Below are 25,004 nucleotides of genomic sequence, written 5' to 3'. Positions count from 1 at the left end.
AGCACCACCATGAATCTTTCAATTTTAGTCGCTGAACAAGTCGGATTGGTTATTTTATTGGCGTTTGCGTTGGTTAACATTCCTGCTTTTCGGCGGATGTTAGTGGTTTCTAATTGGCAAAGTCAGTTAGGGCTGTGGTTGATCTTTGCCACCTTTGCGGTCATCTCGAATCTAATTGGGGTGCTGATTGCACCAGACAACCAAATTATTAAACGAACGCTGTTGCTCTCCATTCCCCAAGGTTACTCAGTCGCTAACGTCCGGATCTTAACCGTAACAGTAGCCGGGATTGTGGGGGGACCGTTGGTAGGCGGCGGGGTTGGTTTGACTGCCGGAATGTTTCGGGCCTTTCAAGAAAGTTTCAGTCCAGAGGCCATGTTTTATATTCCCAGTACCCTCTTGATCGGGATTCTCTCAGGCTTCTTTTACGACCAACGGCGGCAACGTTTTTCTCCCTTAAAAGCCCTCAACGGTTTTTTTATTGGTTTGCTGATGGAATCAATTCAAATGACCTTTGTCTTACTATTTAGTCCCACGGGATGGACCTTGGTTAAATTTATTGGTTTGCCGATGATTGTCATCTCAGCCTTGGGGACCTCGGTCTTTTTATCGATCATTCGCCTCTTTTTCCAGCAAGAACTGGCGGCCCAAGCGGCGCAAACCAGGACGGTTTTGAATCTGGCTTTGAGCACCCTCCCCGTTTTTCAGCACGGTTTTACTACCGCAGCCGCGCAAACGGTCGTGCATTTGATTATTAAGTACACTACTTTTGATGCCGTTAGCATTACTGACCGCCACCGGATTTTAGCCTTTGAAGGCGTCGGAAGCGATCATCATAAAGTCGATCAAAAGATTGCAACGGACTTGTCCTACCGGGCAATGCGCGAAGAAATGGTTGAAATTGCCGATACCCAGGCCGCGATCGGTTGTCAGCACCCAGACTGTCCCCTGCAATCGGCCGTGGTGGTTCCGTTGATTGCAGGGGGTGAGACGATTGGAACGCTGAAATTGTATTATGCACAACGGTGGCGATTAACGCCGGTCGAAGTCCAACTAGGAACCGGGATTGGCCAAATCCTATCGACGCAGATTATGCTGGGAAAGGCGAGTTACCAAACGGAACTGCTTCGGGATGTTGAGATCAAATCACTGCAATCCCAAGTGAATCCGCATTTTTTCTTTAACGCCATTAACACCATTGTGGCAGTCATGCGTCGGGACCCAGACCAAGCGCGTAAGCTATTGTTATCGCTAAGTACCTATTTCCGGGATAATTTAATGGGAGCGCGCGAGACGCTGATTCCATTGGCGCAGGAATATGAACACGTGCAAGCTTACCTGGCCCTGGAACAAGCCCGGTTTCCCGGTAAATACGAAGTAACTTTTTCAACCTACCCGCCGGCCGCGTTGATTCCGCCGTTTTCAATTCAAGTGTTAGTCGAAAACGCGATTCGCCATGCTTTTGGCCAACGGAAGCATGGCAATAAAGTTACGGTGACGGTTCGCCAATTGGCAGATGAATTAGCAATTTCCGTGGCTGACAATGGGCAGGGGATTGATCCAGCACAATTACCGAAATTGGGACAGGAAGTGGTTACCTCGGCAAATGGCAGTGGGACCGCGCTGCAAAACCTTAATGAACGCCTGCATGGTCTTTATGATCCGCACACGGGGTTAAAGATCAAGACTAGTCCCAACGGAACAACGGTAATGATGAGAATTCCGTATCAAACTCGCGAAGGGAGGCCAAAAGAGGGATGAAAATATTGATTGTTGATGATGAACCGTTGGCGCGCAGTGAACTACACTTTTTAGCTGCTGAGCATCCGGCCGTTACTACGATTTTTGAAGCCGAAGGAGTCATGGAAGCCGATACGATCATGAATGAAAAGCACCCAGACCTAGTTTTTTTAGATATTAAATTAGGGGATGGAAACGGCATGGCACTAGCCAAACGGTGGAAACGGGCCAGTTTTCAGCCTGCCGTAATCTTTGCAACGGCTTTTGACCAGTATGCTTTAGATGCTTTTGAGGCCGACGCCTTGGATTATATTTTGAAACCATTTGATGAAGATCGGATTAACGAAGCGATTGACCGAATTTTACGTTTGCGTGGCAAAGGCCAGGAAACCAATAAAAACTATCCAACGGGGCAACCCAATCCCCGGTTGTCGGTTACGGTTGAAGACCGCACGATGGTGATTTTAAAGGCAGAAATTTGTTATCTAGAAGCCCAAGGGGGAAACGTGTATCTTCACCTAACCAATTCGAAAGAAATTGTCAGTCGCCAAACTTTGACCAGTTTAATGGAACAGTTAGATGCGCAACATTTCTTACGCGTGCACCGTTCATACGTGGTAAATTTAAATCAAATCAGCGAATTGCAACCAGCTTCGAATCACACCTATGAACTAACGATGGCTGAAGGTAGTAAAGTGCCAGTCAGTCGGTCGTTTGTGGCAGATTTGAAAACCGCAATCGGTTTACATTGAAACCGCTTTCTTTGAATGATTATTCACATAGTGGCAACTGACGCGTAAAGGGCTTATTAACAGTCACCGTTCTTGGGGAACGGTGACTTTTTTACGATAATTTGATCAATTTTGAACAATTTTAAAGGCACTTTAAGTGAAAAATATGGCATCTCAAGTCAAACCAAGGGCACTTGACCTTAAATTTGGGTCGTTCCATGCGAAAAGTCCCGCAAACCCTTGAAACCTGGCTATAATGTAATTGTTATCTGAGCGAAATAATAAATTGGTTTTGTTTGAAAAAGGTTCTGTAGATATCGTTTTTGCTATTATTTTTCGCTCGGGCAGAACCGCATGTTTGAGAGGAGGATATCGTTATGGAAAAGAAGCAGCCGGAAAAGAAGGCCGCCCCAATTCTGGTTCAAATGGGGATCTTTGCGGCAATTCTTTTTGTTTCCGCTTTAATTTCCAGTCTGTTCCCAAAGAGTTTTGTTGTCCCAACCCCGTTAATCGGGATGATCATTTTATACATTCTGTTGGCAACGCACATTGTGAAGTTGGAACAAGTTGAAAAATTTGGGGACCTCATGATTAGTTTGATTGCCTTCATGTTCGTTCCATCCGGGGTTCAATTAGCCGGGAGTTTGGACTTGATGAAGCGCGAAGGTTTACAAGATATCATCGTGTCTGTTTTGGCAACGATCATCATTTTGGTTGTAATTGCCTACGTTGGTGCATTAGTAATTAAGATTCACCAAAAGCTAACTGGCCGGGTGGACGACGATGAAGAAACTGAAAAGGGGGCTAACTAATCATGGCTGCAACATTAGCATTACCATTTACGGGGATTTTCATCTCCATCCTCGTTTACTTGATTGGGCAATGGCTGTTTGACAAGACCAACGGTTTCTTCCTGTTCACGCCACTGTTGGTTGGGATGGTCTTGGGGATTGTTATTTTAATGATCTGGGCAAAGATGACGGGCTCCACGACGGCGGCCGTTTACAAGACCTACTACAAGCCGGGTGGTGACATTATTTTCTGGTTCTTAAACCCAGCTACGATGGCCTTTGCCATTCCACTGTACCGGCGTAACGACGTCTTTAAGAAGTACTGGTTAGACTGTGTCATTGCTTTGTTTGTCGGTGGGTTTGTTTCCCTGTTTGGGATTCACGCCGTGGCTAAGCTGTTCGGTCTGTCCGCAACTTCAACGGCCGCAATGATGCCACAAGCTGCTACGACGGCCGTGGCAATGCCAATTGCCCAAGGGATTGGCGGGGATCCAGCCGTAACGGCGATGGCATGTATCTTAAACGCCGTGGTTATCTACGCCTTAGCTGAATTCCTGATCAAGGTCTTCCGCTTAAAGCAAATCCCAAAGGTTGGGACCGGGCTGGGGCTTGGTTCCGCTGGGCACACGGTTGGTTCGGCCAAGGCCGTTCAACTTGGTTCTGTCCAAGGGGCCATGGCAGCCGTGGCGGTGGTTATCATCGCCGTGGCAATGGACATTGTGGTGCCAATTTACGCCAACTTGTTCTTGCATTAATTCCTGCCGCTTCGGCGGTTCCTCAGTGAGGATGTCAGTTGATTGAATTCATACGTTAGCGCGGCAAAAGCGGGATCCAACCGGGTCTCGCTTTTGTTTTATTCAAGCAAATTATTGTTACTTTTTGTAAGCAGCGGTTATACTAAAAGCATTCAAACTAGAAAGGCAGGGATGAGGATGTATTTGAATGTTACCCCCGCCGCCCAAGCGCGGCTCGCACGTTATTTGTCACCCCAAAAGAAGTTGATTTTGGATTTTGACGATGGAGTGGGACCGTTCTCGGCGTTGGGAAATTGCTCGCTAGACGTGAACTTTAAGCTGATCTTGGTGGACCAAGCAATGGCCTTGCCTGATTTTGACGCTCATTTTAGCTCAAACATCGGTGAGGTTTACTATAAGGGTTATGCCAAGCCCCAGTACGCTGAGTCAATGACTCTGGATTTTGAGGCCACCTACTTTACCTTGCCACTTAAATCCCCCCACGGCTTGTTAAGTGATAACGTTGAAGTTGTTGATTTATCTACGGACTCGGTAGCCCCAACGATGCTAGGCACCCATGATTGTTGAGGAGGAAGAGTGATGGTGAAGTTTGATAAGCAAGCCCGGTTGGCCCAACTAACGCCGCTCCAATACGAAGTGACCCAACATGCGGCAACGGAGCGCCCTTTCACGGGTGAGTACGACCAGTGCTTTGCAGCTGGTATTTATGTTGATGTGGTTAGTGGCGAACCATTGTTTTCATCTTTAGATAAATATGATGCCGGGTGCGGGTGGCCCGCGTTTACCAAACCCTTGGTGAAGTTAAAAGAACGGCGGGATCAATCTTTTGGCATGGAGCGGACTGAGGTGAAAAGTCCCCAGGCGGCCTCACACTTAGGGCATGTCTTTTGTGATGGCCCAGTTGACAAAGGGGGCTTACGGTACTGTATTAACTCGGCGGCGCTGCGTTTTATCCCCAAGGAACAACTGCAGGCTGCTGGGTACGGCGAATACCTAACCTTGTTTGAATCGTGATTTCTGTGAAAATTAAATTTACGGTGAATACCTCCGCTTATTCACGTTAGGGTTAAGCTTCTGAACGTGAATAAGCGGTTTTTTATATTCGTAGCATTCTAAAAGTGAACATACTGAAATTTGATTGTTTGGTAAGGTTTGATAATAATTGTGATCATTTCTTTGTTATATCATTCTAATTAAAATCATTTTATCAATTTGACACCCTTGATTTATTAACGTTAAAATTAAAAATGTAAGCGTTGTTTTAAAAAAAGGGGGGGGTAAAATAATGAAACGAATGCAATTGTTAACGGGAATCATGGCCGCTGGACTCACACTTGGGCCAGTAATTTCGGCTCGCGCTTGTACAACGGTTTTGGTGGGAAAGGATGCCAGTCAAGATGGTTCGACGCTGATTGCGCGCAACGAAGATGTCGATACGGCTTGGGCCAAGCATTTTGTGGTTCATCCGGCTACTTCCAACGGACCAACCGAATACATTTCAAAGGATAATGGTTTTAAAGTTACGGTACCTGGTGCTGGTTTGCGCTATACGGCAACCCCGGATTGGCAGCAAAAGGATGGGCAGGATCAATTCAGTGAAGATGGCATTAACTCCGCTAACGTGGCAATGAGTGCAACTGAATCCGGCACGACCAATAAAAAAGCTCAGAAAGCGGATCCGTTTGTGAAGGATGGGATTGCTGAAACTTCAATGGTTGATGTGGTTTTGCCATACATTCATTCGGCCAAAGAAGGGGTTGAATACCTTGGCAAGATTGTTGAAGAAAAAGGGTCCGCGGAAAACAACGGGGTTATCTTATGTATTACCCACCATATCGCTGATATACCAGCAATGGCGGGGGATTAAGGCGATCGAAAAATGGCCGAAGGGGCAAATAAGGGGCAAATCATAACAATTCTATCTTATCCTCGGCTTGTTCTCGTGACTTGTTTGTAACGTGGAGATAGATTTCCTTGGTGATTTTTTCATCAGCATGGCCAACACGGTCTTGGATTACATATAAGGGTACCCCCAACTCAGCCAGCTTTGAAATGTGTGTGTGGCGGAAAGTATGAGTGGATACCCGCTTTTTTATTTTGAGCTCTTTTTCCGCTTTGCTGAGGTGATAATCAACCAACGTTGCAGATAGTGGATACCCATGACGGAGGAACAGATACTCAGCATTACGCTTGTCGACACGATACTTATTGCAGATCTCAAGCGCGCGCGACGATAAACGGATAGAGCGGAAGCTGGCCTCAGTTTTGGGAGTATCAGACTTAGTAGCTTTTTGGCGATTGATACGCGAGTAGTCAAGCGTACCTATAATTTTGGCGTAAGTGTGATTATCAACAGTGTAAAAATTTTTGGGTTGCAGGCTGGCGGCCTCCCCAAAACGCATGCCAGTTAAGTAGAGCAACTCACAAAAATCAGCGATAAAGGGGTCCTTGCTACGTAGATAGGTGAGCAGTCTGTCCAACTCATCGCTATCCAGAAACTTAGGATAGGTTTGCCGCTCAGTCTTATGCTCTTTTTTCCAACTGATTGAGCCATAATCAGGAGCAGGATTGTCGTTAAGATAACCGACTTGGACGGCGTATTTAAGCATTAGATTGAGTACCATAAATTGCTTTTTTACGTTTGAGTTGAGCTTTCCATACTTATACAGTTGATCATCAAGATACCTAACCAAAAATTGGCGGTTGAGCTGGATCAGTAGGGCATTATTGCCAATGCCAGATCGCACTTGCCTAACGGCGGTAATCTGGCTTCTGTACGTTGATGGTTTTAGCCGCTCTTTTCTGATTACTAGCCATTCGTCAATTAATTCACCGAGTGTTTTATGCGGGTTGTTGAGCGTACTAAGCTCAACTTCTCGCTCAAACCGCTGGTCAAGCAGCAGCTCCACTTGCTTCTGGACTTGGCGGGTGGCTTTATTTACCGTCTTGCTTAGTCGCTTCCGTCCACCAGTCAACGGGTCCTTATAATCTTTTACCAACTTCACCCGGCCATTCGACAAGGGCTCGATTCTTAACATTGTTACACCTACTTTCGTTTATATTTCCATAATCGTATTTTTGTTCTTTTTGAGCTGTTTTTAAAACCGGCCAAATTGACCGGAATTAGTATAAATTGCGATATAATACCGCCGTTTGTAAAATTAAGTTAGAAAAATAGAAAAGCCATCTAAACGAAAAAATGGAAGTACTACAACAAACAAAACTACAATGAAAACAATAATTGCTATAACTAAAGGTTTTAAAAACTCAATTAATTGACTAATATCAAACATTATGATAAATCTTATTCCTAATAAGATGAGTTTTACCAGCTTTTTACGTCATCAGGGTTTGGACAAGGATTATTTAGGATTTAATATGAATACACACTCTTAAGATGCTCATTTTTATACCGGTCAATTTCGACCGTTTTAAGTTAGCCTTTATTTTTAAATTGTTTTCGCCAAATAAAGTAATTAGCGTCTTTGATCAATTGCTCTAAATATTCTTCCGTATGCATACACATTTTATTTATATCGTTAAAACTAATATCACGGCCTGATTCAATGAATGAGGTTCCACCATGGGCTAAACTATTACGGATATTTTTAATATTTCTTAGCTCGTCACTATATTTCCCAATATGGGAAGTATCGACTTTTATACCATGTTTTTGCATTATAATAAGGACATTTTCAAAATCTGCATTTCCCGAAAGTTTAATATTATTGTTATTGAATTTAACAGTATTATTTTTAATGATACTGGTAATCATTTTATGGGCTTCTTGCTTATATTTATTAGCTTTAGCATTACCCTTATCCAGGTTTTCAAATTGATGACTTTCCCATAATTCTTGAAGTTTAAGGCTGATTTCTCTATAGGTTAAGTTTGCAGCATTAATATTATCATACAAGGCAAATATTATTTCCTTAATAGTCGATTCAATCATGTTATACATCATAATATAGGCATTAGATTTTAAGATAACAATGAAATCTTGCATAGTGTAACTTCTCGTTCGAAGCTTTTGATTTAAATAACGTTCGTAAGGATTAACAGGGAAGTTACTAACCTGGTCTAAATATTTAAGTTCATTAATATAAAATTGTAGCTCCTTCTTTTTTTTCGAATAATTTGGAATATCAATCATTGGAGTCACTCATTTTTAATAACCAGCTTTCGACAAATTCAATACGGGCTTTAACCTTATTAGGTGAATTACTGCCATCTGTTGTTGTTAATGCTATAAATTGTTGGTCATTTGTTAATATTTTAGATTGCTCTTTTGAAATCTTTAGGTTTTTATTTTTTTTCAATGCTAAATTTAGGCCACACATTATAGCCTCAAATCTTACTCTTGGTGTTTGTCCTCTATTATTTTTCAAAAATCCTGGATAAAAATTTTCTTTTGCATAGTTAAAAGTATCAAAGAACTGCTTTTGAAGATTATTTTTAGTCCTGGTATTCCAAACTGAACCTACTCGCACAATGTAATCAGTTACGAAATCTTTAACACTGTGTTTAAAATTCTTGTAATTATTTGAATATGCGAAAAATCTGCTAATCATTTCTATATCTTGTTTTCGATTAATCTTCTTAGTAGTGAGATGCACCACTTCCGTAAAGACGGGCTCTTCTGCTAAACTATTAATAAGTATCTGGAATTTATTTTTACTATAAACACCGCTTCGAATTTCAGAATCGTTTGCCTTCTCAGCTGATGTATTTAAACGATTAAATAAATCAATCCTCGTATTAATGTCAGTTTTATCACTTAAGACAATTACTCGTAGCGATCTATCGGAAAATTTTCGCTGTTCTGCCAACGGAAGTGTTGAATATGTGAAGCCGTCAAATTCGGTTAATTTGTCTAATTTTTTTAGTTTTAACTTATCTTCTCTAAAAGAAGATAATGTTGTGATCCTTTGTACACCATCAACTATTTCTAGTCGTCCATCGTCATTTTCTGAAAGAAACAGAAGTGGAATTGGGTATCCAAGAAGTAATGATTCAATTAAGCGAACTTTCGAATGTTCAGACCAAACTTTGTTTCGTTGGTAATTAGGGATAAAGTAATCCCCATTACTGAATTTTTGACAAATAAAATCAATAGGGTAATCTCTAGTATCGTAATCAATATTTTTTTGAAGACTTTTTAACTGCTTTGAAGCCCTTGACAATTTTTCTGCGTCAATTTTTACCATTATGAATACCTCTTATTATGCTTTTACCAATTGCTTCTCCCAATTTAACCGGGACAGCATTGCCAATCATTACTCCTAAATCATATCCTGAAATTGGATGTTTCTTATCTAGGAAAATATAATCTTTAGGAAATGTTTGTAATGTTGCACCTTCCCTGAATGAGATAGCCCGGTCTTGTTCAGGATGTCCAAATCTTCCATTTCCATAGCCATAAAATTTTGTTGTGATAGTTGGAGCAGGTTTATCCCATTCCATTCGTCCATATACGGCTGTATATGACTTACCACTCTTTTTCTTATATGCTTTTAAAATTAAATTGTTGTCCCAGTCATGCCAAGTACCACCGGGCTTTGATTGCCTTATTCGTTTTAAATTAATAGGTGAAAGTTTAGGCGAATGATGCATTGGATCTTTAGCATCAGTTTCGCCAGCTTTAATTTCCGGGAAATCTTTAATAGCACTTCTTACAGTTGGATAAGTATTTTTATTGTATAGTGGTGGGATAAGATCGATATTTTGTAATCGACTAGCTAAGAGTACTAAGCGTTTTCTTTTTTGTGGGACTCCATAATTAGGTGCAAAAACTATATGCCAATTGACATAGTACTTCAACTCTTTGAGTGTCTTGATGAATCGACCAAAAATAGGTTCTTTGGCTAATTGAGGAACGTTTTCCATTGAAACTATATCTGGGTGTATATCTTTGACTATTCTAGAAAAACTGTCCAGAAGATCCATTTTATTAATGGATGCATCAGTTCCTTTGTATCTATAGCTGTATGAAGAAAAAGGCTGGCATGGTGCGCATCCGACTAAGACTTTTATATCGGTATCTTTTGGATATAATTTATCAATATCTGAACTAGATATTTTTTTAATATCGCTTTGAATAAATTTCGAGTTATTATTCTGTGTATACGGGAATCGGCATTTTTCTTCAATATCAATGCCAGCTACTACATTAATATTGGAATTTTGTAGCCCTTTAGTAAGCCCGCCAATTCCGCAGAATAAATCTACAGCATTAATTTTCATTTTTGACTAACTCCTAATTAGAATTTATAAAGAAGAATAACATATTTTCTTTATTTCCTCGAGTAATAACAAGCTGCCATCAAGCCTTATTAGCGCATCCTGCAAGGCTCCCGCACGCAAGCAGGGCGACGCAAACTAAGCCTAATTTCTTCATTTCAATTACTTCCCAATCTAAATTACTTTTCAACACGTTTTCTGAAACATGCTATAATCAATTTGATTAAGTTTTAACCAACGATCAATTCACTTAGCATCCCTTGTGTCAGCAGGGGATGCTTTTTTTAGTTATGTGAGATATTTCCGTCGTCCCCGACGGTAGCCGTATAGCCGTCTCCAGAAAAGGTCCAGCCATTGGATGTTCTTGTTGCCTGCAGATCACCGTTGGCACCACCGAGCATGGCACGTGCCTGATCTTCTGTAATAGCGCTACCAGTTTGCGAGGCTAGGCTTGGAGCAGTAGCTTGATTGGCAGGTTGGGTAGACGCAGGACTTGGTTGCACGTTCTGACTGGCCGAAGCGGATGATGATACTGACGTTTCTGCAGTTTGCGTTTTCTTTTTGTGACCATGCTTAACAACTTTATTTGAGCTGCTCGACGATGCAGAATGGCTGTCTTTTGTAGTCGAGTGTCCACAAGCAGCAAGACCAGTCCCAACTATAAGTATGCTGCTTAGTGTAATAATTCTTTTAAAGATCATACATTTTCTCCAAATTAGTTACGGGTGGGAAATTTTCTATACTAGTTTCACCACGCTATTTAAAGAAATACAGGTGATAGTTGCGCTTAGCGGCATAGCCGACTTGGTGGCCATTTCTTGTCCAGAAAGTAGGCATACCCTTGCCGGCTTTGCTGTCGCTGATTTCGCCCTGTTCGTTCAAAACGTTCAACGCCATACCTTGGGACATACGTGCGACGACTTGTAATTCAGCATCTGTCAGAGCATCTGATGAGGCATTGAGTTCGATAGTGATTTGATCACCATCATACGTCACATTATCGACAAACTTTGACCATGCAGCATTGTTACTCTTTTCTTCGTTGAGTCGATCAGCAAGAGCTTGATCAAGATCTGCTGTGCTAGTCGTTGACGTTGAGGAGGATGATTCGCTGGCTGATCTCATAGAGCTCATGCTAGAATTAGCGGCATCCGAATTGTTATAGACTTCGAATTTTTTGTTGTGATCATTTTTATCAGTAATGACAAAATCATGTACAAGGTCACTATCCGCTAATTTAATAGTGTACTTACTAATTTTCCCTTTTTTTACTTTAACCTTAACTGGTTTAAAAGATTCTTCACTATCATCATCGTTCTTGATTGTTACGGTTCCGTTTTGGAGCCCCTTAATTTTAAGGGTATATTGGCCTTGCTTATCACTGTCAAATTTTATTTCATCATCGTAATCTTCATCATCGTTATATATAAGCTTGTAAATTTTCGCATCGTTTTGAGACTGACTAGCTGTTTGAGTGCTATCAGGCTCACTTCCAACAACTATAAGTAGTAAAATTGAAACTACGACATAGATTAATGCTGAGATACCAGTTTTCATCCACGACAGACGCTTGCGGAACGACTGGACAATCATGGCTATCATTGCAAATAGGCCTACAAGAAGCCAAATTATCGTTAGAGCTAACATTTTATCCTCCCAAATAGTTTTGACGTAGGTTACACCATCATCATACGGCGCTCGGCATACCGATTAGCATATCCTTCTTCGCGTAGGGTAGTTGTTTTCCTGCAATCGGATAGATCGCCATAGTCTACTTCATGGTGATAGATCTCGTGCAGCACCGTTTTGAGCTGCGTCAGATCATCATCATTAGCATTTACATATACATCGTGCCCATCAATTTGGCCGTGGAAATGAGGATTGGGCACGTCAATTGACCAAAAACGGAGTTCGGGATATTGATCTTCGAGTTTTTCTAGATCAGTCATCGAGATCACCGCCTTAGATCCGCCGCCGGAACTTCTTTGCTGCTTCGACCATTTCAATGATGGCTTTGCGTTCTTCGTCAGAGATATCCGGATCGATAGAGTAGGCCACCAGTTTTTGATTTTCTGACAAGCCATCATCAGATTTTCTAGGGTTTTCAGATCGACCAATCAAATAGTCGGTTGTGACGGAAAAAATGGAAGATAGCTTATTGATCATATCTATAGATGGTTCATTTCTTCCTAATTCCCAACCAGAAACAGTAGTTGGCTTTACTGATAGTAAGGAAGCCAAATCCTTTTGAGTGTAATTTTTTTGTGTACGTAATTGTTTTATTCGAGATGCGATACTCATTTTTGACGCCTCCTTTTGGTAATTATAGTTACACATAAAGTATACCCCTAATACACAAAAAAACTAACTAACTACTCAAAAAGTGTTGCAAATAGTTGTAACGTGTAGTACACTATTTGTGTAGTCGAGGAGGTGAGCAGATGCCAGATAATTTTACCTTACGCCAAGCCAGAAATTTAGCTGGTATAACCCAAGCAGAAATGGCCAAAAAGTTAGGTGTGTCACGAGCTATGTATCGATCTTACGAGCAATATCTTACTTTGATGAGGGTTGATAAGGCCAATAAATTTAGCCAAGTTACTAACATTCCAATCCAAAGGATTATTTTTTTGCCCCAAGGTAGTCGTAACGTGTAGTTAAGGAGGCACTAATGACCACAAGAAGAGGAGAAGCACACCACATCATGGTGCGCTACGAGAAGAACATTAAAAACGCGCTCCGGTCATCTGACCCGTTGGCGCAAGGATTCTACGCATTTTGCGCAGCAGCGGCACGTAACAGATATGTAACCAAGTGGAAGAAGAAAAAGCAGCCCCGAGGGACTGAGGAAGGAGGGGGCCTGAAATGAAAATTAGCTCTTCGGAAAATGGACATCAAAAGTTACTACTCGAAGGAGAATTACTAGCAAAAGCTAACCAAACAAAAAGCCTGATTAAGAAAGCTTTCCTAATCAAGCTACTGCAATGGTTGGAGGGCTAATCTTCTTCGACCAGGTCAATATAAATAATATCGCTGGCATTGAACACGACAGTTCCTGATAGCTTCTTTGGATTGTTTCCAAATAAACGTTGGTGGTAGTTAAGGGTGATATTTTGAGCGTTTGCAAACTTTAGGTCTTTAGGCTGTGTTTGAACACCGTCAACTAGTAGTTCAAATACGTTAGCGATCTCAAAATTATTTGTATCATTGCCCGAGCGAAAATGAATTGTGGCACGAAACATTTTTCTACCTCCTCGTATTAGTGACTAAATTATATCACAACATATCGTGGTAATTGGAAAGGAAGTGGCAAGATCATGTGGTCACAGATCCAAAGGGAATTAAAGAAACAAGGTAAAAGTGTGTATTGGCTATCCAAGCAGACGGGGATTAGTGACAATACCATCTACGCCTATAAGAACCATGGCATCGAGCCTACTTTTAGCAAGGTATGTAAGATCGCTGATGCCTTGGGTGTTAGCTTAGATGAATTACGGGAGGGCAGAGAATGAAAATGGAAATTACGCTAAAGGCTTTTGCGCTGTGCGTGTTGGCCTTTGTGATCGGGTACTTGGTCGGATATGTACGTTAGGAGGCGATGGAATGAATACTGCACCAAATCTTTGGCCCAAGAGCCGCTTTAAAGAATGGTTTGGTATTGGTGAGACTACCTATAACAAATGGAAGTCACAGTGTCGTTTGAGCCCATATACAGATGCGTTTACCGGTTTAGGTCAAAAAGAACCAATGGTTAATATGGAAATGTTCCAGCGCTTTGTTGATTGGCAAAACGAGCTGGAAAGGAGTAAGAAATGACAACGATTGTGTTAGACCGCTATTACGGCGAGAACGCCATGCAATATGAAGAGCGGGTTGATAAGCTGATCGCAAAGGGAACCTATCGAGGTAAAGGTAGCGATGTAAGGAAGATCATCGGGTCCCAAAAGGTGCACACGCTTGACGGTACCTTGATCAAGGCAAGTTTGGATTTAGAAAGTAAAGGATGGTATTGAGATGGATTTAATCGCTGAAGCAAAGGAAATGGTTGCACAGGGACGTCATTCTGAAGGATGGGCGCTTATTGGTAAAAGTAAAGATGGGGTCCAAATTGTCCGCAATATTAATAACACAGATTTATGTTATGGAATCTACGAATTAGCTAAACACGATAAATATACAAGAACATTAATTATCGCTACTGTTGAAATGCTGAAAGCTGAAACGGAAGGAAAATGAAAATGAAGGTAATTAAGGCAATCGCCTATACGACTAGCGCGTGGGGCATGACCTACGCCTGGTTTAACGGGCTAACAGATTGGTTTGGGCTACCAGCGTTGATTTGGATCATTGTCGCGGCATGCGACCTTGGTGATGCACTATCGCCTTGGATGGATCCCTGGTTTGACCCAACTATCGATAAAAAAGGGACCAACGGCCGCCACCGTTAGTCCCAGCTGAAAATTCAATTAGCAAAATAATTTTCGAGGTAATTATACCATGCAAACACAGAACATTGAAGCCCTAGAGGGGCAAGCGCTGGAAGGAATCAGCAAACTTCATAATCAGCTAGGTTTACTGATTATGAAGCAAAACTTTGATACGCAGGACCACTTAGATGAGCTGATCGCCGTTAAGTTCGGCGCGGAAATGCTGGCAAAGAATCTAGGCATAGTCATCAATCAAATTTTTTTAGCGATCGAGGAGGACGACCTATGAATGAAGAAATTGCCTACCAACAGAAGAAAATTGCTGATGAACTATGGGTCGTAGCAATGATGGGCGTTGAGGTCGCTGACCGAGTAAAGCCCGATAACCCAAAGCTGTTAAAGAAACTCACCATCATGCAAGATAACTTGGAAGAAATCCGGACTCGGATTAACGGGATTGCCTTAGCCCTAGCCCAACAAGAACCCTACGAGGAGATGAAGATTCATGACTAACACAGATTTCAAAATCAAAATGGAAGCTTTCTGCGACGACAATAGCTTCGTATCCTTGCTGGACGTTGCGGTCGTTCTGAATATCGAACCTTGGCGCCTGCTGCGAGCGATTGAAAAATTTGGCCTCTATCACACTACCAGCTTCCAAATTACTAAGTACGACGCAACATTGCTATACGCCTACACGGTAGGTTACCAGGAGGATCACGATGGAAGTATTTAATGTATCGGCTCAGGAAGAGCCACAAGAAGAACGCTGGGCGATTAAGAACGAAGCAGAGGCTAATTGGTGTTTCTACAAAATCGAGCAGGCCCAAGCTAAGATTGCACAGGCTCAAAAGACCGTTGCCGAAGCAAAGGAATTTGCTGCAAAGGTTAAGGCACAAGAAAGCGAAGCAATCGACCGTTTTAAAGGTTACTTACTCGAGTGGGCCGACCAACAAGAAGATGATGATTGGTCATTCGTGGGACCGGCCGGGAAGATTTCCTTTGACAAAGAGCGCCAAACAATGACCAAAGGCAATGAGGCAAAGCTAATTAATCAATTTGCTAACACCGATTACGTTAAAAAACTCGTCAAATTAGATTGGGGCGAACTCAAGAAGACGCTGACGATTGCAAATGGCAAGGTTATTACTGCTGACGGCGAAGTCGTTGAAGGAGTAAAGATCAACACGAAAGCGGCCGGCTGGAAGATTAAGAACAAGCCAGAAGGTGCTCATGGCTGGCACGAAGTCTAGGAGGGATGAATATGGACTTAATGATGAGTGAAACGATTGGGGAGTTAACCAAAGGGCTGGCAAAATTCCATAGTCAACTAAAGCAACCAAAACTGAACTCTGAGAATCCTTTCTTCCACAAAAACTACCTTGATTTGACTGGCCTGCAAAGTGCCGTTGATGAAGCGATGAAAGGGACGGGGCTGTCTTATATCCAGCTAGTTGCGGGGAGCAATGGTCAACCAACCGTCCGGACGGTAATCCTGCACGAAAGCGGCGAATTTATCTCGTCCGACACGTTGCAATTACGGCCGGACAAAACCAATCCGCAAGGGCAAGGCTCGGCCATTACTTACGCAAAACGGTATCAGCTTGGGGCCATGTTTGGCATCTCCGGAGAGGCCGATGATGATGGTGAGGCTGCTACTAACCATCAACCTCAGAACCGGACGTACCAGCAGCGTCAGCAATCATCCCGGCAAGCAGCTCCACGCCAGCAACGTCAACAAGCGGCTTCGCAACCTCCTCAGCCAAGCCCGGAAGAACAGCAACAAATTGATGGACTCAAAACGGAATACCGAAATGTCCTTAATGGACTGGTGAAACAAGGGGCACAAAAAAAGGAAATTAATAACGAGGTTAACAACCGTCTGAAGCGATCCATTAAAGATTTCACAAAGAAGGATGAATTATCAAAGTGGACGGATGCACTAGCAATGATCCAAAAAATCGCCAATGAGCGTACGCAAAATCTCTTTGAAGAAGTACCTGAGGCAAATGCGCAATGATGGGGCGACTTAGCAAGATCGCAGGTCAGCAAGTTACCGTTACGGTTGACGACGATGTCAACCTGGCGCAGGTCAGCCATCTCAGCCAAGGAATGGTGCCAGCAGTAGAGCTGCACATTATCGATAAGCGTAAGATTAGCCCGGATCAACGCAAAAAGATCTGGGCCCTGCTAAATGACTTGTGCAACTACACTGGTGATGTTCCGGAGGACTGGGCGGCCCGGTTTAAGTACAAGGTGCAACTGGATTTTGGCGTTAAGCCATTCAGCTTGTCTAACTGCTCGGTAGCAATTGGCAACTACATGATCCTTGAGATCTTAGATTTCCTCTTTGCTGAGGACATCCCATTCCAAACTAAACTTTGGGACAGCCTGCCGGAAGATTTTCCTCGCCAGCGCTTGTGCCTGCGCAATCGGACCTGTGTAATTTGCGGCCAGCCACATGCTGACCTGGCCCACTATACGACCGTTGGCATGGGACGAAATCGCCGCACAATCGACGAACGTAAAATGTACTTTATGACGCTGTGCCGCAAGCACCATCAATATCAACACCAAGTTGGGATCCAGGCTTTTTGCCAGCAATACCACATCAAGCCACTAAAGCTGAGTGACGATGATTTGCTGCGCTTTAAGATCCTGACCAACCGAGAGCTACAAAAATTACAGGAGAATGATCGTGATTAATAATGTGTCATTAACGGGCCGGCTAACGCGGGATCCGGAGCTGAAGTATACAAATGGCTCCAACATTCCTGTCTTGTCCTTTACCTTAGCCGTTAACCGTAACTTTAAGAATAAGCAAGGCGACGTGGAAGCCGACTTTATCAATTGCGTTGCCTGGAATAAGGCCGCCGAAAACATCAGCAACTACTTTCAGAAAGGCAGCCTGATTGGCATTGAAGGAAGTATCCAAACTCGGACCTATGATGATAAAGATGGGAAACGAGTATATCTCACCGAAGTGTACGTAAAATCATTTAGCTTTTTAGAAGCCAAGAAAAATCAAGCACCAAGTAGCGGTCAGCCGGCCGCAGCATCGTATGCACCAGTTACCGACGTGCCATTTTAGTTAGGAGGCTAGTTTGATGGGAAACATGAGCTTATTGATCTCGGAACCACCATTGATGGTGCTGCCAGAACTGGCCAAGCAGATCGGGCTGAATGAAGCAATTGTCTTACAACAAGTCCACTACTGGTTGAGCAAGAGTGACAAAGTCCAAGATGGCCACAAGTGGGTTTACAACTCATACGAAGACTGGCACAAGCAGTTCCCGTTTTGGGGGATTGCGACCGTTAAGCGGGCTTTTACCAGTCTGGAAAAGCAAGGTTATCTGATTTCGGCCAATTACAATAAGGCTGGCTTTGATAAGACCAAGTGGTACCGGATTGATTATGAAAAATTAGCCGAAACTGAATCAGTGATCCAACGATCGGATCAAAATGATCCAACGAGTGGATCAAATCGATCCAATGGAGCGGATCAAAATGATCCAACGAAGGGATCAAATCGATCCGATGGAGCAGATCAAAATGATCCAACCTATACCAGAGACTATCCAGAGACTACTACAGAGAATAACCAAGAGAATACTGCAGAGAAGAATAACGATCATCGGGACAAGCCCGATGATCTACGCGAAGGCGTGCTGCGTGAATCATTCGAGCGGCTGTGGTCCCTGTATCCAGCCAAGCGAGGGAAGAAGGCTGCTTTTGCGCACTACAAAGCTTGGCGACGCAAGTCCAAGCAGAATACTGAGGCTATCTTGGCCGAAAAGCTGCAAGCCTACAAGGCTTATTTAGCTGCGCCCCAAAACAGCTGGCGCCGGCCGCAAGATGGATCGACTTGGTTTAACGGGGGCTTTGAGGACGATTGGTCATTGCCACAGCAACAGCCACCGTTGGGCCGGAATGATTACCTCAACGGGCTAACTGGGAGGCGATATGATGAGTGAGATGCAGGCCTTAAACACCAATCCCCAACGTTTGCGCCAGATTATGGCCAAAGCGGGGGTTGACGTTGATGATCCTAACTTGGCCATCCGAGTGCGGGAGTATCGGGCAAAGCAATACAAGTCATGGTTGCAACAATTGGCGGCTGAGAAAGCAAAGCAATTTGAGCGCAATTCGCTATGGGCAGGGGGCGAAGCTGTTGACTTCGTCTTCTCGCGATGGAATCCGCAATTGCAACCTGATGCCGTGCAAGCTCGTGCCGTAGGTGTCCATGCCTACCGACTGGCAAAAGAGCTGGCCATCAGTGGCAAGGGTAATATCATGCTGGTGGGCCTGCCAGGGACCGGCAAAACTAGCTTAGCGATTGCAATGGCCCATTACCTGGAAGCAGAGGCGGGGGCCAGCATTCTGTTTCTGGCCACCAACGAGCTCAAGCTGCTGTTCCAGCATGATTACTTCGCTGACGACCGGATCCGGAACAAGATCGACCTTGTGGTGACGGCGGCTAAACAGGTGGATGTGCTGATTTTGGATGACTTCGGCACCGAAGCCGGGAGCCAAAACCAAATCAAGGGCGTGCGCCGGGATCTGTACAGCACGATGAAGTCAATTGCTGAAGCACGATTTGACGGTATCACCAACGGGCCTAAGGGGATCACAATTGTGACGACCAACAACACGGTGGACCAGCTTGAACAGATGTATGATTCACGGACGATCAGCCGGCTACTACCGGAAACCAAGGACCGGTTCATCACTTTTGATGGCTTATCTGATGTACGGGGGAAAGGACAATGACAGCGAGTGAAAAATCAATCTTCTTGGTCGGCCAAGAAGTCAAATATCTGGGTGGTCGCTTTATCGTATCCGGCACATGGGATGATGGCACCTGCGACTTGATGCAAGATGGACTGGTGGTTATGTATAACGTGCCACTGGCGGATGTAGAGGAGATTTAACATGACAAAGATCAACGATGACATCAAGCGGCTATACTACCGACTTGATTATGATGATATTGTGCAAGCTTTCGAAGCTACCCAAAAACTTAAAACCGGTTTTGGCGATTTCTTAGATCGTTGCGCTGATGCAGCGTTCGACGATGATGGCTATCAAGGGCTACAGCTTGCGGACTTTGAGGATGAAGAAATCGAAGCCTTGTGGGCCTATTACAAATCACGAAAGCACGCAGAGGAATAGTAATTATGGCTATGAGTTTTGAAGAGAGATTAAAGCGGGCAAAGAGCATTGTTAACAACTGCCGTGAAGAAGCTGAACGGCAAAACTTAAGCACAGCATGGGGCGATCAAGCCTTGACTAATGCAGTAGTAGCTATTGACTTTGCCATAATAGAAACGGCGAAAAAGTCGAAAACAAGTGTTGATGATGGAGGGGCTGATTGATGAAGCAGCGGCCAAGTAAGCAAGAAAGGCGGATGGATCTGCTACTGACAATTCTGACAGTGATTGTGTTTGCCGTAGCAATTTGTTACGAGGTTAAGTATTTCCACTAAAAAAGGGCCTACCCTTACAGGCAGACCACACATCAAATTAATTATAGCATGTGAGGGTGGGTTATGTACGAACAACAATCTCTACTGGGTGATGATATTGACTACAAGGCGACTGAGGCCAACGTAAAGCACTTTTTAACTCGTGTCTACCCGCGTGCTAAGCGGATGGCTGGCAAGGAACTTGCTAATATCCAGTCACCGCAAATCACCGACATGCCTAAGGGGGCACCAGCAGGCAATCCCTTAGAGCAACGGATTATCCAACGGTCTTATGCCCAGCAAGTGGTCAAAGCGACCGTTGACGCGATTTATCGGTGCGATGCATTTAGTCGTGAGGTGCTGGATCTGTTGTACCTGCAAGGCTACTCGGACTCGGCTTGCTACATGGCGATTGGGTACCAGCGCAGCCAATACTTTAAGCGGATCAAGCCAAAGGCGTTGAGACAATTTGCTGAGGCTTACGAGCTGGAGGATCTAGAGATTCATCGCTGAAAACAAAAAAGCCGCTGCGATTGGGCAACGGCAAGGCTGGTACCAACTAGAAGTAGTTGCAACAAGCTTAAATAACTTTCACTCGGATATAATATAACCTTAATACGACTGTTTGTCAATATGTATGGGGTGCACGAACCCCATAAGTGAAAGTTAAAAGCTTATCGCAAAGCTACTTCTTATGGGAGAAGTAGCGAACAGCAGCAGCGCCAATGATTGAGACAATCACGTATACTACTGGTTCATAAGCGACAAGCACGTCGTAAAACGTGTTGTGCAACACACTTCTCCTTTCCGGCAAGGGCACTTACCTTCATTCGTGCCTTCCAGCAAGTGAGATCCCAATGCCAAATTACGGCAAAGCCGCAAAACCATTCTAGCATAAAATTATCTAAATTTTGAAAATCGGACTCAAAACGGACTAAAAGCGGACTGAGAGCGGACTATGATCGGACTCACAGGCCGAAAAACAGCGTTATAGTGGTATCGTAAATATTTACGAATTCTGCAGTAGCGATGTAGCTCAATGGGCGAGCAGCAGGCTTCTGCCTGAAGATCCCGGTTCGATTCCGGGCATCGCTATTCCGCCTACTCGACAAGGCGGGTGCCAAGTTCCCAGGTGGGGCAGTAACTTTTTGAAGCGATTATTACTGGCAAAAGCACGGTTCGAATCCGTCGCTTGGGCATTGCTGGGAATCCATAAAAGGAGTTGACGTCTCCTTTTCTCTAGAATTATCATCCCAGCTTCTCTCGTAGTGGCACATACATTGATGACATTCAAGGTTTCAATTTGTGATTTTCTTACGCAGTCTAACCGGTGACTTTCTGGTATTGAGATGCCTCCTTTCTGGAAGATAATAAGTACGGGTAAATTAGGTGCCTTGGGGTGCGAATCCCCGCTACGAGTTTAGATGGTTTGCCCAGTTATGGGCCACAGCTCAGCTTAACGGCTGGGCTTTTTTTTGTATTAAACGATTGTGAGGTGGTGGATCGATGTGAAACTAACAGCAAAGCAGCGGCTATTTGCCGATGAGTATATCAAGAGCGGCAATGCCAGTGATGCAGCTATCAAGGCTGGTTATAATGCTAAGTCAGCACGCTTTATTGGCGCTGAAAACCTAACAAAACCCAACATCAAAGCCTATATCGACGCCAAAATGGCTGAAATCGAATCGAGCAAGATTGCCGACGCCAAAGAAGTCCTTGAGTTTTATGCTCGCGTGTTACGCGAAGAAGAGACCGAAGAAGTAGCTCTAGCAGCTGGCGATGATGTTGTTACAGTCCGCAAAAAGCCCAGCATGAAGGATAAGATCGCCGTAGCAAAAGAAATCATGAAGCGGTATCCATTAACTGATCCATTGGTAGCTGCTCAGATCAAGAAGCTGCAAGCTGAAACAGAAATCGCTGAGTGGAAACGCAATGAGCTGACTGGAGAGAACAAGGCCGCAGATAAAACGACATTGGTTGACGATATTGGAGGGATAGATGATGGCCAAGACGATTAGATTATCTAAGATGGTCAATCCGCACTTCTACCCTCTGTGGCGTACTGATAAGCCTTATGTCGTTGCTAAAGGTGGCCGGGGATCATTTAAGTCGTCGGTGATCAGTCTTAAGTTGGTGACGATGGTTAAGCACTGGACGCAGCAAGGACACCAGGTCAATGTAGTCTGTGTCCGTGAAAACGCCAGTTACTTGCGCGATTCGGTGTACAGTCAGATCAAGTGGGCCTTGGATATGCTGGACCTTTACGATGAGTTCTCTTATTACTCCAGCCCGCTTAAGGTCACTCATAAGCGGACAGGTAGTTCATTTTATTTTTATGGTGCCGATGACCCGATGAAGCTCAAGTCTAACATCGTGGGTAACGTGGTAGCCGTTTGGTTTGAGGAGGCCGCAAACTTTAAGAGCCAAGATGTATTCGACCAATCTCTGCCAACTTTCATCCGCCAGAAGCCGTTATTCGCTACTCAGACCAAGGTCTATTTCTCCTACAACCCACCCAAAAATCCGTATGACTGGATCAACGAATGGGTGACCCAGTGCGAGCAAGATCCGGATTACTTTGTGGATACCTCGACTTATTTAGATGATGAGTGGGGCTTTACCACGCCGGACCAGCTTAAGTTAATCGAGCGGTACAAGCAGCATGATCCGGACTACTATCGCTGGCTCTATCTTGGAGAGGTTGTCGGCCTTGGGACTAACGTCTACAACATGGATAACTTCCGGCCGCTGGCAGACTTACCTGATGATGATTACATCACGGACGTTTTCTACTCCGTCGATACTGGGCATGAGGTATCGGCAACAACTTGTGGTGCCTATGGTGTAACCAAGCGAGGGGATGTTATCTTACTGGATACGTACTATTACAGTCCACAAGGTAAGGCGCACAAAAAGCCGCCTAGCGAGCTCTCCAAGGACTTAAAGGCATTTATCGATAAAGTTACCGAGTGGATCGGCAAAGCACCCACACGCATGACTATCGACTCTGCCGAAGGGGCATTAGACAATCAGTTCTACAATGACTACGGCATCCACTGGCATAAAGTGGCCAAGCTTAAGAAGGTGGACATGATCGACCGTGTGCAGGATTTACTTGCGCAGGGTCGTTTTTATTACCTTGAGCGACCGGAGAATGAGATCTTTTTGGCTGAACACCGCAAATACCAATGGGATGACAAGACACTACAAAGTGACGATCCCAAAGTGATCAAAGAGGATGACCATTGTTGCGACCAGTTTATGTACTTTGTACGTGATAACGAGCGATTCCTTGGACTTAAGTGGTAGGAGGTGATCCGATGGGTTTTATTGCAACATTACGCAATCTGCTATGGAAAGGGGGTGCCAAGATCGGCATGACGAAAAGCTTAGTAAAGATCACTGATGATAACCGTGTCGCAATCGCGCAAGGTGAGTATGACCGGATTCAATTGGCGAAAGCGTACTACCGGGACGACCTGCCAAAAATCTGGTTCCGGAATTCGTATGGCGAACGCAGGCAACGGCCGATGAGTACGCTCAACGTGACCAAGCTATCAGCTAAACGCTTAGCCTCAATCATCTTTAATGAGCAGTGTGAGGTATCGCTGGAGGATCCGCAACTGGACAAGCTGGTCAAACAAATCATTGCTGACAACCACTTTAACTTGCAGTTTGAGCAACATCTCGAAACTGGGGTGGCATTGGGTGGACTAGCTGCCCGGCCGTACGTTGACAATCAGAACAACATCCGCATTGCGTGGGCCAATGCTGACCAGTTTTACCCGTTACACACTAACACTGATAACATCAGCGAGTGCGTATTTGCGTCGCGATCAACACGGATTGAGAATGACCAACCAGTCTATTACACGCTGCTGGAATTCCACCAATGGGATGGGCCAGATAAGTATGTAATCACCAATGAACTGTATCGCTCAACGCAGCATGACGTTGTCGGCAATAGCGTGCCACTCGATACTCTCTACCCCAACATGCAACCACAAATTGAGTTTAATAGCATAATCAAAAAGCCGTTGTTTGCTTACTTTAAGACGCCAGGCGCGAACAACCGCGACTTGGACAGCCCATTAGGGATCGGCATCGTTGACAACTCGCGTAACATCATTGACGCGATAAACTCAACGCACGATGCCTTTGTGCATGAGATTAAGATGGGCAAGCGACGGATTGCCGTGCCGGCCGAAATGCTACGACCAGGTTCGACGTTTGGCAACCGTAAAGGCGAAGAAACACATCCCCGCATGTTTGATTCCGATATGGATGTTTACGAGCAATTCTACGGGATGGACGATCTCAAGATTACGGACCTAACCAGTGATATTCGTGCTGAGCAGTACAAATCATCGATTGATTACTTCTTGCGCGAGTTCGAGGAGCAGACCGGCTTTAGCGCTGGGACGTTCTCATTTGACGGCCAGGGGGTCAAGACAGCAACAGAAGTCGTCAGTGAGAACAGTACGACCTACCAAACTCGGTCCAGTTATCTGACGCAAGTAGAACTGTTCCTTAACCAATTAGTTACAGCCATTCTCCAAGTGGCTAGCACGCCCGAGTTCTTCAGCGATGGGCAAGCCCGTTGTCATTTCGATGCAACTGGTGACCTTAATCTGTCCGTCCACTTTGATGATGGCGTGTTTATCGACAAGGACAAGCAACGAAGTGATGAACTAGCGTTAGTTTCTGCTGGTGTAATGCCCAAGCGTGAGTACTTAATCCGTAACTTTGGCTTGAGCGAGCAAGAGGCTAATCAATGGTTGGCCCAGATCGAGAATGAACAACCAGAATTTACGCCAAGTGGCTTTATGGATCCTGATAACAGCGACGAATAGTGA

38 protein-coding genes, 1 tRNA gene and 1 pseudogene are annotated in these 25,004 nt (G+C 44.3%); 31 read left to right on the top strand and 9 right to left on the bottom strand.

All coding sequences use genetic code 11. The features are described from left to right. Positions 1 to 9: 9 nt before the first annotated feature. The 7 genes from FC43_RS10330 (at position 10) to FC43_RS10300 (ending at position 5,884) form a co-directional block, all read left to right on the top strand. Positions 10 to 1,761, top strand: coding sequence for a LytS/YhcK type 5TM receptor domain-containing protein (locus tag FC43_RS10330; protein ID WP_056955601.1), 1,752 nt, complete (start codon positions 10 to 12; stop codon positions 1,759 to 1,761). Then, positions 1,758 to 2,492, top strand: coding sequence for a LytR/AlgR family response regulator transcription factor (locus tag FC43_RS10325; protein WP_040469688.1), 735 nt, complete (start codon positions 1,758 to 1,760; stop codon positions 2,490 to 2,492). The genes FC43_RS10330 and FC43_RS10325 overlap by 4 nt, the downstream gene beginning before the upstream one ends. 356 nt (positions 2,493 to 2,848) lie before the next feature. Continuing rightward, positions 2,849 to 3,283 carry a CidA/LrgA family protein gene (locus FC43_RS10320; protein WP_019205394.1) on the top strand — a complete coding sequence of 145 codons (435 nt, stop codon included), beginning with the start codon at positions 2,849 to 2,851 and terminating at the stop codon, positions 3,281 to 3,283. A gap of 2 nt (positions 3,284 to 3,285) precedes the next feature. Then, positions 3,286 to 4,017 (top strand): LrgB family protein, encoded by a 732-nt coding sequence (locus tag FC43_RS10315; protein WP_019205395.1) that lies wholly within the window; start codon positions 3,286 to 3,288, stop codon positions 4,015 to 4,017. A 177-nt stretch (positions 4,018 to 4,194) separates the two neighbouring features. Further along, positions 4,195 to 4,584 (top strand): iron-sulfur cluster biosynthesis family protein, encoded by a 390-nt coding sequence (locus FC43_RS10310; protein ID WP_019205396.1) that lies wholly within the window; start codon positions 4,195 to 4,197, stop codon positions 4,582 to 4,584. Between the two features lie 12 nt (positions 4,585 to 4,596). Further along, positions 4,597 to 5,031: a peptide-methionine (R)-S-oxide reductase MsrB gene (gene msrB / locus FC43_RS10305; protein ID WP_019205397.1), complete on the top strand. Its 435-nt coding sequence runs from the start codon at positions 4,597 to 4,599 to the stop codon at positions 5,029 to 5,031. A gap of 271 nt (positions 5,032 to 5,302) precedes the next feature. Then, entirely contained in the window at positions 5,303 to 5,884 is a 582-nt protein-coding gene (locus FC43_RS10300; RefSeq protein WP_056955600.1) for a C69 family dipeptidase, read from the top strand. Positions 5,885 to 5,924: 40 nt separating this feature from the next. Here the strand turns inward: FC43_RS10300 and FC43_RS10295 are convergent, their stop codons facing one another. From FC43_RS10295 to FC43_RS10265, 8 genes are all read right to left on the bottom strand, one after another. Then, on the bottom strand, positions 5,925 to 7,055 hold the full coding sequence (locus FC43_RS10295) for a tyrosine-type recombinase/integrase (protein ID WP_056955599.1): 1,131 nt from the start codon (positions 7,053 to 7,055) through the stop codon (positions 5,925 to 5,927). A gap of 398 nt (positions 7,056 to 7,453) precedes the next feature. After that, complete coding sequence (locus FC43_RS10290; protein ID WP_056955598.1) at positions 7,454 to 8,170, bottom strand: MAE_28990/MAE_18760 family HEPN-like nuclease; 717 nt, start codon at positions 8,168 to 8,170, stop codon at positions 7,454 to 7,456. Continuing rightward, positions 8,163 to 9,224, bottom strand: a complete 1,062-nt coding sequence (locus FC43_RS10285) for a DUF262 domain-containing protein (RefSeq protein ID WP_056955597.1) — start codon at positions 9,222 to 9,224, stop codon at positions 8,163 to 8,165. The genes FC43_RS10290 and FC43_RS10285 overlap by 8 nt, the downstream gene beginning before the upstream one ends. Continuing rightward, entirely contained in the window at positions 9,211 to 10,260 is a 1,050-nt protein-coding gene (locus FC43_RS10280; protein WP_056955596.1) for a DNA cytosine methyltransferase, read from the bottom strand. The genes FC43_RS10285 and FC43_RS10280 overlap by 14 nt, the downstream gene beginning before the upstream one ends. 281 nt (positions 10,261 to 10,541) lie before the next feature. After that, positions 10,542 to 10,958: a hypothetical protein gene (locus tag FC43_RS11160; RefSeq protein ID WP_156648396.1), complete on the bottom strand. Its 417-nt coding sequence runs from the start codon at positions 10,956 to 10,958 to the stop codon at positions 10,542 to 10,544. 55 nt (positions 10,959 to 11,013) lie between these two features. Then, the gene (locus tag FC43_RS10275; RefSeq protein WP_056955595.1) at positions 11,014 to 11,904 is read right to left on the bottom strand and encodes a hypothetical protein; all 891 of its coding nucleotides are present in this window, start codon (positions 11,902 to 11,904) and stop codon (positions 11,014 to 11,016) included. Between the two features lie 29 nt (positions 11,905 to 11,933). Continuing rightward, positions 11,934 to 12,206 (bottom strand): ImmA/IrrE family metallo-endopeptidase, encoded by a 273-nt coding sequence (locus tag FC43_RS10270; protein WP_056955594.1) that lies wholly within the window; start codon positions 12,204 to 12,206, stop codon positions 11,934 to 11,936. 13 nt (positions 12,207 to 12,219) lie between these two features. Further along, the gene (locus tag FC43_RS10265; protein WP_056955593.1) at positions 12,220 to 12,558 is read right to left on the bottom strand and encodes a helix-turn-helix domain-containing protein; all 339 of its coding nucleotides are present in this window, start codon (positions 12,556 to 12,558) and stop codon (positions 12,220 to 12,222) included. Positions 12,559 to 12,698: 140 nt separating this feature from the next. Between FC43_RS10265 and FC43_RS10260 the strand changes: the two genes are divergently transcribed. Both FC43_RS10260 and FC43_RS11520 read left to right on the top strand, forming a co-directional pair. Beyond that, entirely contained in the window at positions 12,699 to 12,914 is a 216-nt protein-coding gene (locus FC43_RS10260; RefSeq protein WP_056955592.1) for a helix-turn-helix transcriptional regulator, read from the top strand. Positions 12,915 to 13,122: 208 nt separating this feature from the next. Then, complete coding sequence (locus tag FC43_RS11520) at positions 13,123 to 13,257, top strand: hypothetical protein (RefSeq protein ID WP_268872363.1); 135 nt, start codon at positions 13,123 to 13,125, stop codon at positions 13,255 to 13,257. Here the strand turns inward: FC43_RS11520 and FC43_RS10250 are convergent. Beyond that, on the bottom strand, positions 13,254 to 13,499 hold the full coding sequence (locus tag FC43_RS10250; protein ID WP_056955590.1) for a hypothetical protein: 246 nt from the start codon (positions 13,497 to 13,499) through the stop codon (positions 13,254 to 13,256). The genes FC43_RS11520 and FC43_RS10250 overlap by 4 nt on opposite strands. A gap of 75 nt (positions 13,500 to 13,574) precedes the next feature. Here FC43_RS10250 and FC43_RS10245 point away from each other — a divergent pair, with 75 nt between their 5' ends. From FC43_RS10245 to FC43_RS10145, 22 genes and pseudogenes are all read left to right on the top strand, one after another. Beyond that, positions 13,575 to 13,769 (top strand): helix-turn-helix domain-containing protein, encoded by a 195-nt coding sequence (locus FC43_RS10245; RefSeq protein WP_056955589.1) that lies wholly within the window; start codon positions 13,575 to 13,577, stop codon positions 13,767 to 13,769. Positions 13,770 to 13,860: 91 nt separating this feature from the next. Continuing rightward, positions 13,861 to 14,073 (top strand): hypothetical protein, encoded by a 213-nt coding sequence (locus FC43_RS10240; protein ID WP_056955588.1) that lies wholly within the window; start codon positions 13,861 to 13,863, stop codon positions 14,071 to 14,073. Then, complete coding sequence (locus FC43_RS10235; protein WP_056955587.1) at positions 14,070 to 14,270, top strand: hypothetical protein; 201 nt, start codon at positions 14,070 to 14,072, stop codon at positions 14,268 to 14,270. Before FC43_RS10240 ends, FC43_RS10235 begins: the two co-directional genes overlap by 4 nt. Before the next feature lies 1 nt (position 14,271). After that, the gene (locus FC43_RS10230) at positions 14,272 to 14,493 is read left to right on the top strand and encodes a hypothetical protein (RefSeq protein WP_056955586.1); all 222 of its coding nucleotides are present in this window, start codon (positions 14,272 to 14,274) and stop codon (positions 14,491 to 14,493) included. A 2-nt stretch (positions 14,494 to 14,495) separates the two neighbouring features. After that, complete coding sequence (locus FC43_RS10225) at positions 14,496 to 14,705, top strand: hypothetical protein (protein WP_019205465.1); 210 nt, start codon at positions 14,496 to 14,498, stop codon at positions 14,703 to 14,705. 49 nt (positions 14,706 to 14,754) lie between these two features. After that, entirely contained in the window at positions 14,755 to 14,973 is a 219-nt protein-coding gene (locus tag FC43_RS10220; protein WP_056955585.1) for a hypothetical protein, read from the top strand. Further along, positions 14,970 to 15,197, top strand: coding sequence for a hypothetical protein (locus FC43_RS10215; RefSeq protein WP_056955584.1), 228 nt, complete (start codon positions 14,970 to 14,972; stop codon positions 15,195 to 15,197). Before FC43_RS10220 ends, FC43_RS10215 begins: the two co-directional genes overlap by 4 nt. Next, positions 15,190 to 15,420 (top strand): hypothetical protein, encoded by a 231-nt coding sequence (locus FC43_RS10210; RefSeq protein ID WP_056955583.1) that lies wholly within the window; start codon positions 15,190 to 15,192, stop codon positions 15,418 to 15,420. Before FC43_RS10215 ends, FC43_RS10210 begins: the two co-directional genes overlap by 8 nt. Then, positions 15,407 to 15,937, top strand: a complete 531-nt coding sequence (locus FC43_RS10205; protein WP_056955582.1) for a host-nuclease inhibitor Gam family protein — start codon at positions 15,407 to 15,409, stop codon at positions 15,935 to 15,937. The genes FC43_RS10210 and FC43_RS10205 overlap by 14 nt, the downstream gene beginning before the upstream one ends. 11 nt (positions 15,938 to 15,948) lie before the next feature. Next, a complete protein-coding gene (locus FC43_RS10200; RefSeq protein ID WP_056955581.1) occupies positions 15,949 to 16,704 on the top strand; it encodes an ERF family protein in 756 nt (251 codons plus the stop codon). Continuing rightward, entirely contained in the window at positions 16,701 to 17,390 is a 690-nt protein-coding gene (locus tag FC43_RS10195; RefSeq protein ID WP_056955580.1) for a putative HNHc nuclease, read from the top strand. Before FC43_RS10200 ends, FC43_RS10195 begins: the two co-directional genes overlap by 4 nt. After that, a pseudogene (ssb, locus tag FC43_RS10190) lies at positions 17,383 to 17,701 on the top strand (single-stranded DNA-binding protein); the annotation flags it as partial. The gene FC43_RS10195 and the pseudogene ssb, both read left to right, overlap by 8 nt. 90 nt (positions 17,702 to 17,791) lie before the next feature. Then, entirely contained in the window at positions 17,792 to 18,658 is an 867-nt protein-coding gene (locus FC43_RS10185; RefSeq protein WP_056955578.1) for a hypothetical protein, read from the top strand. Next, positions 18,651 to 19,454 carry an ATP-binding protein gene (locus FC43_RS10180; RefSeq protein ID WP_056955577.1) on the top strand — a complete coding sequence of 268 codons (804 nt, stop codon included), beginning with the start codon at positions 18,651 to 18,653 and terminating at the stop codon, positions 19,452 to 19,454. The genes FC43_RS10185 and FC43_RS10180 overlap by 8 nt, the downstream gene beginning before the upstream one ends. Further along, positions 19,451 to 19,615, top strand: coding sequence for a hypothetical protein (locus FC43_RS11155; protein WP_156648394.1), 165 nt, complete (start codon positions 19,451 to 19,453; stop codon positions 19,613 to 19,615). The genes FC43_RS10180 and FC43_RS11155 overlap by 4 nt, the downstream gene beginning before the upstream one ends. 1 nt (position 19,616) lies before the next feature. Next, positions 19,617 to 19,856 (top strand): hypothetical protein, encoded by a 240-nt coding sequence (locus tag FC43_RS10175; RefSeq protein ID WP_056955576.1) that lies wholly within the window; start codon positions 19,617 to 19,619, stop codon positions 19,854 to 19,856. 5 nt (positions 19,857 to 19,861) lie between these two features. Continuing rightward, entirely contained in the window at positions 19,862 to 20,059 is a 198-nt protein-coding gene (locus FC43_RS10170; RefSeq protein ID WP_019205455.1) for a hypothetical protein, read from the top strand. 173 nt (positions 20,060 to 20,232) lie between these two features. Continuing rightward, the gene (locus FC43_RS10165; protein WP_056955575.1) at positions 20,233 to 20,661 is read left to right on the top strand and encodes an ArpU family phage packaging/lysis transcriptional regulator; all 429 of its coding nucleotides are present in this window, start codon (positions 20,233 to 20,235) and stop codon (positions 20,659 to 20,661) included. A gap of 512 nt (positions 20,662 to 21,173) precedes the next feature. Then, a tRNA-OTHER gene (locus FC43_RS10160) sits at positions 21,174 to 21,243 on the top strand. 407 nt (positions 21,244 to 21,650) lie between these two features. Next, positions 21,651 to 22,166 carry a terminase small subunit gene (locus tag FC43_RS10155; protein ID WP_056955607.1) on the top strand — a complete coding sequence of 172 codons (516 nt, stop codon included), beginning with the start codon at positions 21,651 to 21,653 and terminating at the stop codon, positions 22,164 to 22,166. Beyond that, complete coding sequence (locus FC43_RS10150; RefSeq protein ID WP_056955574.1) at positions 22,147 to 23,457, top strand: PBSX family phage terminase large subunit; 1,311 nt, start codon at positions 22,147 to 22,149, stop codon at positions 23,455 to 23,457. Before FC43_RS10155 ends, FC43_RS10150 begins: the two co-directional genes overlap by 20 nt. Positions 23,458 to 23,468: 11 nt before the next feature. Beyond that, positions 23,469 to 25,001: a phage portal protein gene (locus FC43_RS10145; protein ID WP_056955573.1), complete on the top strand. Its 1,533-nt coding sequence runs from the start codon at positions 23,469 to 23,471 to the stop codon at positions 24,999 to 25,001. The last annotated feature ends 3 nt before the right edge of the window (positions 25,002 to 25,004 follow it).

Source organism: Limosilactobacillus ingluviei DSM 15946 (genome assembly GCF_001435775.1).
Lineage (GTDB): Bacteria > Bacillota > Bacilli > Lactobacillales > Lactobacillaceae > Limosilactobacillus > Limosilactobacillus ingluviei.
The sequence above is the reverse complement of the archived record's forward strand: the minus strand, read 5'-3'. Positions and strand labels throughout refer to the sequence as shown.